Source organism: Collimonas silvisoli, from assembly GCF_018305005.1.
GTDB classification, from domain to species: domain Bacteria; phylum Pseudomonadota; class Gammaproteobacteria; order Burkholderiales; family Burkholderiaceae_D; genus Collimonas; species Collimonas silvisoli.
The window spans coordinates 1-13,941 of record NZ_JAGQEG010000005.1; the positions used below are offsets into that span (position 1 = coordinate 1).

General features: G+C 57.7%; 14 protein-coding genes. 4 read left to right on the forward strand and 10 right to left on the reverse strand.

What is annotated here, in order from left to right; translation table 11 throughout:
• Positions 1 to 335: 335 nt before the first annotated feature.
• From rarD to mdlC, 7 genes are all read right to left on the reverse strand, one after another.
• Positions 336 to 1,265, reverse strand: coding sequence for an EamA family transporter RarD (gene rarD / locus KHU33_RS01890; RefSeq protein ID WP_211460816.1), 930 nt, complete (start codon positions 1,263 to 1,265; stop codon positions 336 to 338).
• A 29-nt stretch (positions 1,266 to 1,294) separates the two neighbouring features.
• Entirely contained in the window at positions 1,295 to 1,498 is a 204-nt protein-coding gene (locus tag KHU33_RS01895; protein ID WP_092412446.1) for a hypothetical protein, read from the reverse strand.
• A gap of 151 nt (positions 1,499 to 1,649) precedes the next feature.
• Positions 1,650 to 2,129: an OsmC family protein gene (locus KHU33_RS01900; RefSeq protein WP_211460817.1), complete on the reverse strand. Its 480-nt coding sequence runs from the start codon at positions 2,127 to 2,129 to the stop codon at positions 1,650 to 1,652.
• Positions 2,130 to 2,201: 72 nt separating this feature from the next.
• On the reverse strand, positions 2,202 to 2,861 hold the full coding sequence (locus tag KHU33_RS01905; RefSeq protein WP_211460818.1) for a methyltransferase family protein: 660 nt from the start codon (positions 2,859 to 2,861) through the stop codon (positions 2,202 to 2,204).
• A gap of 191 nt (positions 2,862 to 3,052) precedes the next feature.
• Positions 3,053 to 3,964 (reverse strand): ketopantoate reductase family protein, encoded by a 912-nt coding sequence (locus tag KHU33_RS01910; RefSeq protein WP_211460901.1) that lies wholly within the window; start codon positions 3,962 to 3,964, stop codon positions 3,053 to 3,055.
• A 59-nt stretch (positions 3,965 to 4,023) separates the two neighbouring features.
• Positions 4,024 to 5,475: an aldehyde dehydrogenase gene (locus tag KHU33_RS01915; protein WP_211460819.1), complete on the reverse strand. Its 1,452-nt coding sequence runs from the start codon at positions 5,473 to 5,475 to the stop codon at positions 4,024 to 4,026.
• Between the two features lie 26 nt (positions 5,476 to 5,501).
• Entirely contained in the window at positions 5,502 to 7,109 is a 1,608-nt protein-coding gene (gene mdlC, locus KHU33_RS01920; RefSeq protein WP_329956011.1) for a benzoylformate decarboxylase, read from the reverse strand.
• A gap of 128 nt (positions 7,110 to 7,237) precedes the next feature.
• On the opposite strand from mdlC, the gene KHU33_RS01925 reads away from it, so the two are divergent.
• Complete coding sequence (locus KHU33_RS01925) at positions 7,238 to 8,143, forward strand: LysR family transcriptional regulator (protein ID WP_211460820.1); 906 nt, start codon at positions 7,238 to 7,240, stop codon at positions 8,141 to 8,143.
• 9 nt (positions 8,144 to 8,152) lie between these two features.
• On the opposite strand, the gene KHU33_RS01930 is transcribed toward KHU33_RS01925, so the two are convergent.
• Positions 8,153 to 9,505: an MFS transporter gene (locus KHU33_RS01930; protein WP_211460821.1), complete on the reverse strand. Its 1,353-nt coding sequence runs from the start codon at positions 9,503 to 9,505 to the stop codon at positions 8,153 to 8,155.
• A gap of 686 nt (positions 9,506 to 10,191) precedes the next feature.
• Positions 10,192 to 10,851 carry a DUF2076 domain-containing protein gene (locus KHU33_RS01935; RefSeq protein ID WP_211460822.1) on the reverse strand — a complete coding sequence of 220 codons (660 nt, stop codon included), beginning with the start codon at positions 10,849 to 10,851 and terminating at the stop codon, positions 10,192 to 10,194.
• 340 nt (positions 10,852 to 11,191) lie between these two features.
• Here KHU33_RS01935 and KHU33_RS01940 point away from each other — a divergent pair, with 340 nt between their 5' ends.
• Positions 11,192 to 11,470 carry a type II toxin-antitoxin system Phd/YefM family antitoxin gene (locus KHU33_RS01940; protein ID WP_211460823.1) on the forward strand — a complete coding sequence of 93 codons (279 nt, stop codon included), beginning with the start codon at positions 11,192 to 11,194 and terminating at the stop codon, positions 11,468 to 11,470.
• Positions 11,470 to 11,790: a type II toxin-antitoxin system RelE/ParE family toxin gene (locus KHU33_RS01945; protein ID WP_211460824.1), complete on the forward strand. Its 321-nt coding sequence runs from the start codon at positions 11,470 to 11,472 to the stop codon at positions 11,788 to 11,790. Before KHU33_RS01940 ends, KHU33_RS01945 begins: the two co-directional genes overlap by 1 nt.
• Here KHU33_RS01945 and KHU33_RS01950 read toward each other — a convergent pair.
• A complete protein-coding gene (locus KHU33_RS01950) occupies positions 11,724 to 12,353 on the reverse strand; it encodes a hypothetical protein (RefSeq protein ID WP_211460825.1) in 630 nt (209 codons plus the stop codon). The genes KHU33_RS01945 and KHU33_RS01950 overlap by 67 nt on opposite strands.
• Positions 12,354 to 12,385: 32 nt before the next feature.
• On the opposite strand from KHU33_RS01950, the gene KHU33_RS01955 reads away from it, so the two are divergent.
• Positions 12,386 to 13,597, forward strand: coding sequence for a tyrosine-type recombinase/integrase (locus KHU33_RS01955; RefSeq protein ID WP_211460826.1), 1,212 nt, complete (start codon positions 12,386 to 12,388; stop codon positions 13,595 to 13,597).
• Positions 13,598 to 13,941 lie beyond the last annotated feature (344 nt).

Sequence of the window (13,941 nt, forward strand, 5' to 3'; positions counted from 1 at the left end):
CAAAACACCCCAATTAATGACAGCACTATATTTTTAAGTATTTGATTTTAAATGAAATATTGGTGTGGGCGGCGGGAATCGAACCCGCGTCCGTTGCACGGGGTGACGCCCGCAACAAGCGGCTTGAATCTTTTACTTCCCCCAGTACAGAGTCGCTGGCAGCAGTTCGGATTCAGAAATGCGAGAAGGGGGTAGACAGTGTTTTCCGCTGTCCCTGACGTACAGATCCTGCTGTCGCAATCAGCTATCTAGTCGCCCCTGAATAAATCAGAAAAGTGAGTGCCGGTGCAAGTTTGAAGAGCAAAAAAGATTGCTGAATTTGCGAGGGTATCTATCTACAGAGGGATCTGATCGGCTGCAGGACGCCGCGCGGCCCGTTCCTTGCGCAACAAGCGCACACTGTGCGCCGCAGTCAGCGCCACCGCGCACCAGATGGGAATATAGGTGGCCAGTTGTCCCGGCGCCATCGACTCGCCGAGGAAAATGATGGCGACGCCGACCAGCAATACCGGCTCGACGTAGCCGAGGATGCCGAACAAGGCCATCGGCAGCCGCCGGCTGGCGCCCAGGTAGGCGCCCAGCGCCACCGTGCTCAACAAACCCAGCCCCGGCAACAGGAACAGCCACATGTCCGGCCTATGGGCAATCACCGGCAAGGATGCGCGCGCATACAACATGATTGCCGCCACCGGGACCAGCAAGGCAATCTCCAGCGCGAACGCCACCACCGGATCGGCATTGATCTTGCGGCGCAGGATAAAGTACGGCGGATAACCTAGCGCCACCACCAGGGTCGGCCAGGCAAAGCTGCGCGTCAGCCACACCTCGTGCAATACGCCAAGCACGGCACAAGCCACCGCCAGCCATTGGAACAGATCCAGCCGTTCGTGATAATAGAAACGGCCGACCAGCACCATCGTCAACGGCAACAGAAAATAGCCGAGCGAAACTTCCAGCGCACGGCCGTGCAAAGGCGCCCACAAAAAAATCCAGGCCTGAAGCCCAAGCAGCGCCGCCACTACCATCATGGCGATACAAGTCAAGGGTTCGCGAGCGAGACGGCGCAGCAAGGCAAGCGCCTGCGGCAAGCGCTGACGCAGGACCAGCAAAGCCAGCGCGCCAGGCAGCGTCCACACCACGCGCCAGGCGAATATATCGAGGCCGTCGAGCGGCGCCAGCAATTTGGTGTAGCCGGACATCAGGGCGAACAGCATCGAAGCGCCGACCGACAAGCCAATGCCGCGCCCTATTTCATGTTGCCCCATTTAGATCGACTGCAATTCGGCAAACATCTTCAATCGCTCAATGCCGCTTTGGCAGCTTGCTCCGGCGTCAGGCCGTCGTAGAACTGGTCGGTAAACCATTCCACCTGTTCTTCGATATGCTCTTGCGCCTGTTCCAAAGTCGCACCGCCAGCCACCAGAAAACCTTCGACTTCGATACACCAGTTGATCAAAGCCAGCGTTTCCGGGTCCAGCTCTTCATTCTTCTTTGCCATTATTTTTCCTGCTTATTTTTTCTGTTTAAACGCCGTATCGGCGCGATTTTGCCATACACCCGCTGGCCAACCCCGGCCCGCGCGGCCAGACTGCGCCGCCGGTATTCTACCCGTCTCCGCGCCGCTCAGGCTAATCATAGCCAGGCGGGGTTCATGAGGCGGCGTGGCTCCAGCTGCCCTGGATCCTGATTTCGCTCTTCACCGAGCGCGCCAGAAAACACTCTTCATGCGCCTGGTGATGCAAATGCCGGAGCACGGCGTCGTCTGGAATCCTGGCGCCGGAGAAGGCCACCGCCGGCACCAGTTCAACCAGCGCTATCCAGCTTTTGCCATCCTCTCCGCGTTGCATGTGGCCTATGGCGTGGTCGACATAACGGTCGACCAGGTAGCCGGCGCTGCGCGCGATATCAAGAAACCACAACATATGGCAGCTGGATAAGGAGGCGACAAAAGCTTCTTCCGGATCGACATTGGCCGGATTCGACAAAGGCACCCTGACTACATGCGGTGAACTCGACGCCGGCACTACCGCACCGCCGTCGAATTGCCATTGGTGGGCGCGGCTGTAACGGTTATCAACGAATACCGCATCCGCTCGTTCCCATTCGATAGTAGCAACATGGCTGGACATGAAATCTCCTTTGAAGTTTGCGCCAGTGATGATACAGAAAGTCGCGCTATCCCGTGAACTAGCGCGGATGCTTTAATAAACCCCAGGAATCAGCCGCGATGTGCGGGCGCAGTAAGCTTCATACTCAGCGCCGAACTGGCTGCGCAGCAGTGCCTCCTCGGCGCGCATGCGGGCCAGCAACGGCAGGATCATGAGCGCCGTCAGCAGCACGCCGACCCCGGAACGAAAGGCCAGGGACCAGCCCAGCGAATTGACCAGAAAACCCAGATAACTTGGGTGACGAATAACGCCATACAGGCCATCGGTGACCAGCCGATGGCCCGGCTGGATCGCCACCAAGCCGCTGAAACGGCGGCCGAGTATGAAGACCGGCCACAGCCTCAGCGCGCCGCCGACGATGAAGAGGATAACGCCCACCCAACGAACCGCATCGGCGCCGAATGTCCAGAATCCGATACGGTCGGTATAGGCCGGCAGATAGGCTTGCAGCAGCCCGATCAGTCCGATGACGGGGATAACCCAGCGGTTGCCGCGGTCCTCGCGCTCGCCGGGACTCAGATTGCCGCTGCTGAAGAGTGCCGCGCCAGCCATGATGAGGAATGCCAGGGCAACCACCAGCAGCGCCGGCTGCGAGAAAAAGGCGGCAACGCCGCCGCGGCCGAGAACGGCGAGTCCAAGATAGGCAAGGCTCGTCACGACGGTAAAGATCGCTAATCTGGGCGTGAGCTGCATGAGCGTCTCCCTGAGATGACGTTTCTATTAGAACTCATTTTATCAATATCCGTGAGTGCGAACGCGGCGTGTGGGAGGTAGTGCAAGGCGCGTCGCGCGCCTTGCCAGCGCCTCTTCTGGCAAGAACGCATCTCACGGATATTGATAAAATGAGTTCTATATCTGCCCGGCCCGTTTGCTTCCGCCATCAATCAGTGCTCGAGTTTCTGCTCGATCATACGCACCAGATGATAAAGCGTCTCGGTAACCGGGACTTCTATGCCGGATTCAAGCGCAAGTTCAGCAATCGCGCCATTGATCGCCCCAATCTCGGTTTTCCGGCGATGAATCACGTCTTGCAGCATGGACGGTTTGTGGTCCGCGTGTTCGGCAAATGCTTTACCTACGGATTGCCAGACCGCATCCTCATCCATCGCAATGTTTTTGCTGCGTGCAACGAGACCTGTTTCGGCGACGATACGTTGCGCCAGCAGCGGACCTGAAGCACTCGCTCCGACCTCGCCGACGGTCATCCCGGTGACGGCTGTCAAGCTGTTCAGGGCCGCATTGAACGCCACCTTTTCCCAGATGGCGCGCTCGACATCCGGATCAAGAACGCAATTGAAGCCGGCTTTGCTGAAGGCCTCCGCGATCAACTGATTCTCCCTCCGGAGCTGCCCATCAGCGCCGTAGATCTTGACATAACCACTGCCTTTCGACGACACGCGGCCCGGTCCTTGAAGGTCGCTGGGATAATTGGTTACGCCGTGCATTACACGTTCAATCGGAATGAACTCAGCGGCTGTATCGACATTTCCCAAACCATTTTGCAAGGTTAGCAAACAGGTTCTGTCGTCGAATAAATGGCAGACCGAATCCAGAGCGGCGGCAGTATGCAAAGTCTTGGTAAACACGATCACCAGATCCGGCCGGAAATCGATGGCATCGGCGGTGCCTGCGTTGATTTTGACAGTTTGCTCGCCCTGCTCCGTTTCAATTTTCAAGCCAGCGCTGTTAATCGCATCGATATGCTCACGCCATACATCGACCAACATTAATTCGTAACCGGCCTGCGCCAGCCTGGCGCCAAACAGGCAACCCATTGCACCAGCCCCGACTATCATTATCTTGTTCACGATTCATCTCCCCGCTATCGAAATATGGCTGCCAGATTCAGTCACGCTCAGAACGGATAAGCGCGCGGCGTGGTTTGCAAGGTAATCCAGCGTAAGTCGGTAAACGCATCGATACCGGCCTTGCCGCCGAAATGGCCGATGCCGCTGCCCTTGACGCCGCCGAACGGCATTTGCGGTTCGTCATGGACGGTAGCGCCGTTGATATGGCAAATGCCTGATTCAATCCGCCCCGCTACCAATAAGGCGCGTGCGGTATCGCGGCTGAATACGGCCGACGCCAAACCGTATTCGTTATCGTTAGCGCAGGCGATTGCCTCCTCATCGCCATTGACCCTGACGATGCCTTTGACCGGCGCGAACGATTCTTCGGCGTAAATCCGCATAGCGGGCGTCACGTGGTCCAGTAGCGTGGCGGCCATCAAGCTGCTGTCGGCCTTGCCTCCGCACAGCAGCTTGGCGCCTTTGCTTAAGGCGTCGTCGATCAACGCGTTGCAACGCTCTACCGTCTTGCTGTCAACCACGGAACCCAGCACCACCGGGCCTAAGCGCGGATCGCCCAGCGGCAGGCTGTTGGCCTTGGCGACCAGGCGCCGGACGAAATCGTCGGCAATTTTGTGATCGACGATGATGCGTTCGGTGGACATGCAAATCTGCCCCGAATTGGCGAAAGCGCCGAAGGCAACGCCATTCACTGCGGCATCAGGGTCAGCGTCGTCCAGCACCAGCACCGGCGCCTTGCCGCCAAGCTCCAGCACTGCCGGTTTCAAATATTTTGCGCAATGCATGGCAATGATCTTTCCGACTTGCGTCGAGCCGGTGAAATTCACGCGCCGCACCGCCCGGTGCGCGATCATCGCCTCGACCACGGCGGCGGCGTCGGCCGGCGCATTGGTGACGAAATTCACCACGCCCTTCGGCAAGCCTGCCTCTTGCAATGCGGCGATGATCAGGCCATGCGTTGCCGGACAAAGCTCCGAGCCTTTCAGAACGACTGTATTGCCGCAAGCCAGCGGCACGGCGATCGCCCGCACCCCGAGAATCACCGGTGCGTTCCATGGCGCCATGCCGAGCACTACGCCGGCGGCCTGGCGCACCCCCATTGCCAGATTGCCGGGCAGGTCGGATGGGATTACCTCACCATTGATCTGAGTAGTCAGCGCTGCGGCTTCCAACAAGGTATTGGCAGCCAGATGAACGTTGAAGCCGGCCCAGATGCCCGAAGCGCCGGTTTCCGCCGCCATGGCCGCGGCGAAAGCTTCGCCCTTGGCCTCCAGCGCGCGGGCGGCTTTGATCAGCAACGCCCGGCGCTCGCCCGGCCCGGTTGCCGACCACGCCGGAAACGCAGCGGCGGCAGCGTCGACGGCGCGCAACGCATCGGCTACGCTGGCGGCCGGCGCTCTGGTCGCTACCTGGCCATCCAGGGGATTGCTTCTCTCAAAAGTGGCGCCATTTTCCGCTTGCGATGGCTCGCCGTTGATCAACATCGATATCGTGTTCACGATCTATCTCCTTTATTGCGATTGTTTTATGCGACCTCGACTTCGACCAGCACCGGTGTCGACGAATGCAACGCTTGCTGCAGAGCGTCGCGCAAAAGCGCTGCATCCGTCACGCGTACCGCCTGGCACCCGAGTCCCTTGCCAAGCGCCACGAAATCGATCGCCGGAAGCTCAGTCCCTTGCACCACGTCGCTATCGGTGAAGCCAAAAACCGGCGCAAAATCCTGCAATGCCGCGTAGCGCCGGTTATTCAGAATCAGGAACACGATCGGCAGTTTCAATTGCGCAGCGGTCCACAGCGACTGGATCGAATACATGCTGGAACCATCGCCAAAAATGCCGACGACGCGCACGCCGGGTTTGCCCAGCGCCACGCCTACCGCCGCCGGCATGCCGTAGCCGAGGCCGCCGCTATCCATCGTGAAGAATCCCTCGCTGCGCGTGATGGGCAGATAAGTCTGCAGCACCGGGCGGGCGCTGGGTGCTTCTTCCACCACGATGTCAGCCGGATCGCGCAGCTCTGCCAAGGTCTGCATGACATACGCCACGGATATCCGCCCGGATGGCTCGGCGCGTACGCGCTCAGGCCGCGCGGCAGGCAAAGCGCGCGGCGGCGGTGCTGAAACAGCCATCAAATCGAGCACGCTCAAGCGTATGCTGCCGACTGCCGAGGTACCGATTGGGGTCCAGGCGGCGGTAGCCGGATCGTCGGTGAGTTGGCATAGCGTGGCGCCTGGCGGAATGTACGGCCCGCTGCCTTCGACGTGATAAATAAAAGCCGGAGCGCCAAGGGCGAAAATGCAGTCATGCCCATCCAGCAAACCGACTATCTTTTCGCGCATCGCCGGCAGGAAGCCGGCAAACAAACGATGGTTTTCAGGGAAACTGCAACGGCCCGACATGGGCGCCGCCCAGACCCTGGCGTTGTGCTTTTCCGCCAGTTGCACCACGGCGTCCCAGGCGTTGTCGCGATCGACCGCGGCGCCCACCACGAATGCCGGACGCTGGCTGGCGTCCAGCGCAGCAGCTATCTGATCCAGCATCAAAGGCTCCGCCCTTAATTCGGTGCTGACTATGCGCGCCGGCAGCAATTGCGCGGGCTGATCCCAATCGTCCACCGGAATCGACACCAATACCGGGCCACGCGGCGGCATCATCGCTATGTAGTAGGCACGCGCCATGGCCAAAGGCACATCTTCGGCGCGAGCCGGTTCAATGCTCCATTTGACGTAAGGCTTGGGCAATTCTGTTGCCTGTGCCGACGATAGGAAGGGATCGAGCGACAATATCGACCGGGCTTGTTGTCCGGCGGTGATCACCATAGGCGTGCGGTTCTTGTATGCGGTGAAAATATTGCCCATCGCGTTGCCGACGCCGGCGGCTGAATGCAAGTTCACCAATGAAGCATTGCGCGTGGCCTGGGCGTAACCGTCGGCCATGCCGACTACTACCGCCTCCTGCAGGCCAAGCACATAACGAAAATCCTCAGGGAAATTGCGGAACATCGGCAGTTCCGTCGAGCCTGGATTGCCGAACACGGAAGTCATGCCGAATTGACGCATCAGATCGATCACCGCGTCACGCACGGTAATCGATGCAACCGGCGATATATTTGTATTGGAAGTGCTGCTCACAAAATCTCCTATCGGGCTATCGGATTAGGTACGCGCCTCGAAAAAAAGCGCGGCTTCAAGGTGCCAGTATGAAAGCAAGCCTCATGTTTTGAAATTGCCTTTTATAAGAAAAGACATTACGATCAAGCATGACTTTCGATCTCCGCCAGTTAACCGCATTTACCACCATCGTAGCCACCGGCAGCTTGGGCCGCAGTGCCGATGCGCTGCACGTGACGCAGCCGGCCCTGAGCCGTACTATCAAGCGCCTTGAAGAACAGGTCGGCGCACCGTTATTCGAACGCCACTCAAAAGGCATGCAACTCACCGAGATCGGCCGCGCCCTGCTGCCGCACGCCACCTTGCTGCTGCGCGAAGCCGAACACGCAACCGAAGAAATCGACGCCATGCGCGGCTTGGTCAAAGGCACCATCAGGGTCGGTGCGGTAGGCAGCATCGCCAGCCAGGTATTGCCGCAGGCAATCGGAGAGGTGCTGAAAAAATGGCCAACCCTGCACGTCCATGTGATCGAAGGCGTATGGGATCGCCTGACCGACGCACTGGTCAAACACGAGGTCGATCTGGCGCTTGGCATGTCGGTTGCTGACACCGACGAGATCTGCGCCATCGGCGATTGCCGCTGGGAAGACCGCAGCCATGTGGTTGCCGCAATCGGCCACCCGTTGCGCAACAATCCCACACTCAAACTGGCCGACACCTTAACTCAGCAGTGGGCCATGCCGCCACAGGGAACCGGCCCGTTTGAGCAAATGCGGCAAGTGTTCAGCGCGCACGGTTTGGCAATGCCAGACATCGCGGTCGAAACCCGGTCGATCACTGTCTTGAAAAGCCTGGTGACGCGTTCCGGCTTCCTGAGCTGGATGCCGGAACCCATGTATGATGCGGACCACCAGGCGCGGCTGATTGATGCACTCGCGATTTCCGGCGTCATGGCCAGCAGAACGCTGACCGCCTTTCGCCGGCGGCACGGCATTTTGCCGGACCCCGCGGTCAAGTTGCTGGAGCAACTGCGATTGCTTGCAGTTGCTCCTTGACACAATAATTTAGGCCTGTACCTCAACTTTTGCTTCAGCCTTTGTCCGACGCAATCTGGGAATATGTCCTTTGACCATCGTCAGCGCGATCAAAACGAACAGCATCGCCACCCCCAACATGATCAGATAACCGAATGCGCCTGCAGCGGTAATCACGACAGCGCCGGCGAAAGCGCTCAGGATCGCACCGACGCGGCCGAAAGCCAACGCTGAAGCGGTGCCGGTGGCCCGCACCGCAGTCGGATAAACGAACGCACATAGTGCATACATGGTCGACTGCACCGCATTGACAAACATGCCATGCACGCCGAGCCCGAAGATAAACCAGCCCGTACTATGAGAGGCGTCGACACCCAGCAACAGCAGCGCGCTGGCAGCACCGCCGGCGCAGCACGCAATCAACGGCCAGCGCGAGCCGAAACGGGTAATCGCCACGGCACACGCCAATGCGCCTATCACGCCGCCGAGGTTGTACGCAGTCAAGCCAGAACCGGCAATCTGCGTACTCAAACCCTCTGCCGCCAGCATCGTCGGCAGCCAGCTGAAAGCACTGTAGACCGCCAGCAAGCACATGAAGAATGCGCACCAGATGGCCAAGGTGTCGCGCACCCGGCCCTCGTCGAACAGCGCACTGAAACCCACACGCTGCTCTTTTTTCTGTTCGCCCAGATCGGTAAACACCGCGCCGGCCGCGGTCGGCCTGGACATGCGGCCGAGCAGTTGCGACAGCTCAGGCCAGCGATGCCGGCGACGCGCCAGATAACGGGGCGATTCCGGTAGCGTAAAGAACAGCAGCACCACCAGCCCCAACGGCAATGCGCCGCCGATGAAAAACAAGCCGCGCCAGCCGTAGAGCGGCAGCACCGCGCTCGAAAACAAACCGGCCAGCATGCCGCCCAAGGGCACGCAAACGATGGTTGCGGTGACGGCCAGGGTGCGCCGCCTGGCGGGTGTAAATTCGGCGGTCATCGTGGTCGAGCTTGGCAACGCTCCGCCAATGCCGAAGCCGGCGATCAGGCGCAGTATCGCAATCGTCATCACATCTGGCGCCAAGCCGATCGAGCAGGTAGCGGCGCCAAAAATAGACACGCTGCCAATCACCGCCCAGCGGCGTCCAAAACGATCCGCGAACAAACCGGCGCAGGCACTGCCGATACCCATCCCGATCAGGCCGGCCGCCACCGCCGGTGCAAATGCGCTGCGGCTGATGCCCCACTCCTTGATCAGCATTGGAATCGCAAAGCCGATCAGTTGACCATCGAAGCCATCCATCACAATCGACAGCGCCGCCAGGCACACAACGAATTTCTGCATCGTTGTGTACGGGCCATCATCGAGTGTCTTGCCGATATCGATATTCATACCGCATTCCCGTCGCAAAAGCGGTCATGGCATGCATCGAACTTGTTCTTCAATCGGCTGGCAGCGGCGATAACAGCGATGACTGAAACGGGTGCAAAGGGTAGAACGGCCGCGAAGTTTACAGGCAAAGGGCAGTTGCTCATTCAGATGTCTCCTATGGGTAGGCGCCTTATGAAAGTCAGCGCTATTTTGTGCAATCGAGTATGGGAGACTCTCGGGTAATTTGGAATTACCTTTTTACGAAAAAGACATTACGTTTACGCATGACTTTCGAGCCACTTATGCTGACGACCATCTTCAATTAGCTGTCAATCGCTCCGCACAATGCAATTCTGCTACACATTCCGTTAAGGCGAGGACAAAGAACGCACATGATCGTGGGTTCCTTTGCTGAGTGTGTCGAAAACCATTTTCGCGATAGTGCCAGCCTTCTGGAAGATCCGGACGATTTGATTGAAGATTTAGCGCAGGCGTTTGCGGATTCTGACTAGTTTCTCGATCGCTGGCGATCAGTGAGCAACATCAGGAAAAACTGGCAGCATGAATCACACGTGCCAGCAGACGAAAAACCGAGGGAAGCTCTGATAGCCTATATTTCCGGGCTGGCGTCGCCGGCATAAACAAAAATGCCCCGCCGGCTAAGGCGAGGCGTTGAATCGCGATATTACGGTGGCGCGCACTGACACCTAGATTATCGAGTCGTCGTCGCCACTGGTGTCGTCGGCAACGACGTTGTCCGCGCTTGTGCTGTCATCATCCTTTGCCGTATCGGCGCTGTAATAATTGTTGACGGTGTTGTTCTCCGTCGATGTCGTTGATGGCGCCATGCCGGCTTGATTCATAAATCCGGCGCTGCTGCCGGGATGCATCAGGTGCTCGATTCCCTGGAACAGGAACGCACCACCCGCCACGCCTGCGGCTGTAGCAGCAACGCTGCCTAGCACGCTCCCGACGCCGCCGCCAAAGAAGCCTGGCGACGCCACTGGCGCCGGACTTTGCATAAGAGGGGGTTGCATTGCCGCAGGCATGCTCGCCATCATCGGGGGCGCTGCCGGGCGTGATGCCGTAACCGACGTGTTACCCCATGCATTAGAGTCGAAGAAGCTGCGTGACGGGGCAGTTTGTGTTGCCTGAATCTGGCTCTGCAGCGAAGAAATTTGTGTTTTGGCGGTGTTAAGCGCCTGCTCCATCAATAGCGCGCGCTGGACCAGCAGGTACGCTGCGTCCGGTTGTTGTGCAACGGCACTTGCAATCAACGTATCGGCTTGTGGATCTTTGGCAATGCCTCGTACCTGGATTAGTTGATTCAAAAAATCTTGTAGTGATTGGGTTTCTTGCGGGCTCATGACCATTACTCCTATAACAAGGAAAAAGAATTACTCAAGCGAATGTTATGCATGCGGCCTGCATAACACTCCCCTTTGGTTCAGCATTCCAGTACATGGGGTCTAGGCGCAGATTTTCCGCAATTTATTTGTATCTGTTCGTAAATGAAAATTATCCAGCGGGCCAAGCTTGATCCTGAGTTGGTCAAGCTGGCGCACAGCCTGCTTGCCAACCACAAAAACCTGAAGACCTGATTTCTGCTTGCAGCAGTCTTGCAAGGATTTACTGGGTATGCGTCAATCATTGACTTCAACTGAATTAAGGTCTAAATTTAGACCCATTCGTGTAAAGGAGTTCGCCATGCAATCCGTCGCCAACATCAAGTCAATTTCCTATCTAAAAAGCCATGCGGCGCAAATTTCCGAAGACCTGGAGTTGAATGGAAGCCCATTCGTCATCACCCAGAATGGCGAAGCCAGCATGGTGATCGAAAGCATCAAACAATTTCAGGAAAAGGAAGAGCTTATTGCGGCTCTGAAAATCATCGCCTTGGGCGAAAAAGATCGCCTGCAGGGTAAAGGGCTCACCGTTAACGAATCTCGCGCACAACTTCGTGCTGCCCGTCAGCGCCGCAAATAATGGCCGTCATCATTCTGCCCGATGCGCAAGAGGACTTGCTTTCGCTTCAGGAGTACATGCTTGACAAGTGGGGGGAAGCCGAGTGGCTGAAGGCCGAGGACGAGATTTTTGAAAAACTGGGAAAAGTCGATGCCGAGAGCTTCCCAGGCACTGCTGTAAAAGAGTTGGCGTCGGTTGGTATCTTTGACTACCAGAACGTTTTTACCTCGCATCACAAGCTGATCTACCGACGAATCGACGGCGACACCTATGTTTATGTCGTCGCAGGGCATAGGCAGGACTTCCCTACTCTTTTGATGAAGCGATTGTTGAAAAAGTGACCAAGACTCCAGCTCGATTTAGTTTCTTCCTGAAACCTTAGGAAAATAGAGCTTATCAAACAGCCTGTTGATGGCTGGCAGGTATTTCTGTCCGATGGTAATCCCCCTGAAGCAATGATTTCTGCGGTGTTGAAGTCTTGCTCTGCCATCTCGTGCCTGCCCCTAGATTTGTTTTTCAGCATTATCGCCGAAAGGCAGGTGGCTTTGAAACGGGCTTCCTGTGGATTCTTGGTGCGCAGGGAGAAGCGTTTTTCCTTGAGTGCGAAGCCAATGCGGTAGGTGAGGCGGAAGTAAAAAACACCGTGGCGAGACAGAGCCAGGTAGGACGGCAGCTTCATGTCGATTTCCCAAGTGAACGGGACACCTGTGGCGTGAGCCAAATAAAAAAGCCCTTGAATAATCAAGGGCTTAGTAAATCTTGGCGGAGAGGGTGTCCCAAACTGGGACATCCATGCAGCTCCATTGAGTTCCAAAAAGCCTTTGGATTCATTGAGTTGAGAATCTATGCGGTTGTGGTCTGTTCCGCATTCTTCCAACTGAATCCAACGGATTCCAGGAACCATTTGATAGCGATTTTGCTAGTCAGGAGCTTTGTATGCGAACCCTCAATCGACTCACCGTGCTGCAAGTGGCACGCTTCAAAAAACATGGCCTGTACAGCGACGGCGGCGGCCTTTACCTGCAGGTCACCAAGACGCTTTCTAAGTCGTGGCTGTTCCGGTTCATGCGCCGCGGGCGTGCTAGGGGCATGGGGCTTGGCCCAATCCATGCAATTTCCCTCGCGGAGGCTCGCATCAAGGCCATGGAATGCCGCCGCCATCTCGCGGAGAACATCGATCCGCTAGATCACCGCCGCGCCCAGCAAAAGACGGCTCAGTTGGCACAAACGAAATCTCTAGCATTCCGGGACTGCGCCAGCCAGTATATTGAAGCCCATCGCCGCTCATGGAAGAACGAGAAGCACGCCGCACAGTGGGAAAGCACCATTGAAACCTATGCCAATCCGATAATCGGCGACCACGACGTATCGCACATCGATACCGACGAAATCGTGAAGGTGCTGGAACCCATCTGGGACAGCAAGACGGAAACCGCTACACGGCTGCGCGGCCGCATCGAGTCGATCCTTGCGTGGGCGACCGTGAAGCGCTATCGCTCCGGCCTGAATCCTGCGCGCTGGAAAGGGCACCTCGACCATTTGCTGGCCAAGCCTTCGCGCATCCGCAAGCCCAAACACCATGCCGCTCTACCCTATGGGGAAGCCGCCGACTTCATGGCCTGCGTGCAACGTGAAGTCGGGAGCGCAGCTCTCGCTTTGCAGCTCACCATCCTGACGGCGAGCCGCACCATCGAAGTGGCTGGTGCACGGAAAGAAGAATTTGACCTGGCAGCGAAGATCTGGACTATTCCGCCCGAGCGCATGAAAGCTATGCGTGAGCACCGTGTTCCGTTGTCCACGTCGGCGATCCAGATCGTCAAACCACTCCTTGAGGCTGGGACAGGTCTGTTCCTCCTTCCGGGCGGCAAAGACGGCAACAAGCACCTGTCGAACATGGCGATGCTTCAACTCCTCAAACGCATGGGTCGCAGCGACCTGACGGTTCACGGCTTCCGTTCAACGTTCAAGGATTGGGCACGCGAAACCACCGACTACGCACGGGAGGTCTCCGAGGCGGCCCTGGCTCACGTGATCGGCAATCAAACGGAAGCCGCCTACGCGCGCGGCGATCTGTTTGCCAAACGCGCCGGTCTCATGCAGACCTGGGCTGAATATCTCGCCAGCGCCAAGCATTCCAAAGAAGACTGATCCCCTTGAAGGCCGATCTCGGGACTGAGAGCGGCCCCAACCACTTAAGCCGTGGGGCCAGTCGGCTGAAACCAGCCTCACTCAGGCCGTGCTGCCACCGCTCACGCAAGGCCGCCTGGATCCGTGCATCGTCGCTGAAGTCCGGATGATCGGTGATCATCACTTGGAACTTGCCTTTTTCGTTCACGCGCTTTCCGTGTGTCGCCGGCAACATACGCTCTTCCGCCTCTTTGTGAAGCAAAATGCTTATCGCATGCTTGTAAAGAGCACCTTGTGTTGTTCCGCTCGCATGCTGGGTTCTGATGTCCGGGCGCTTCTTGAAGCACTCCGGTTTCAGACGCAGA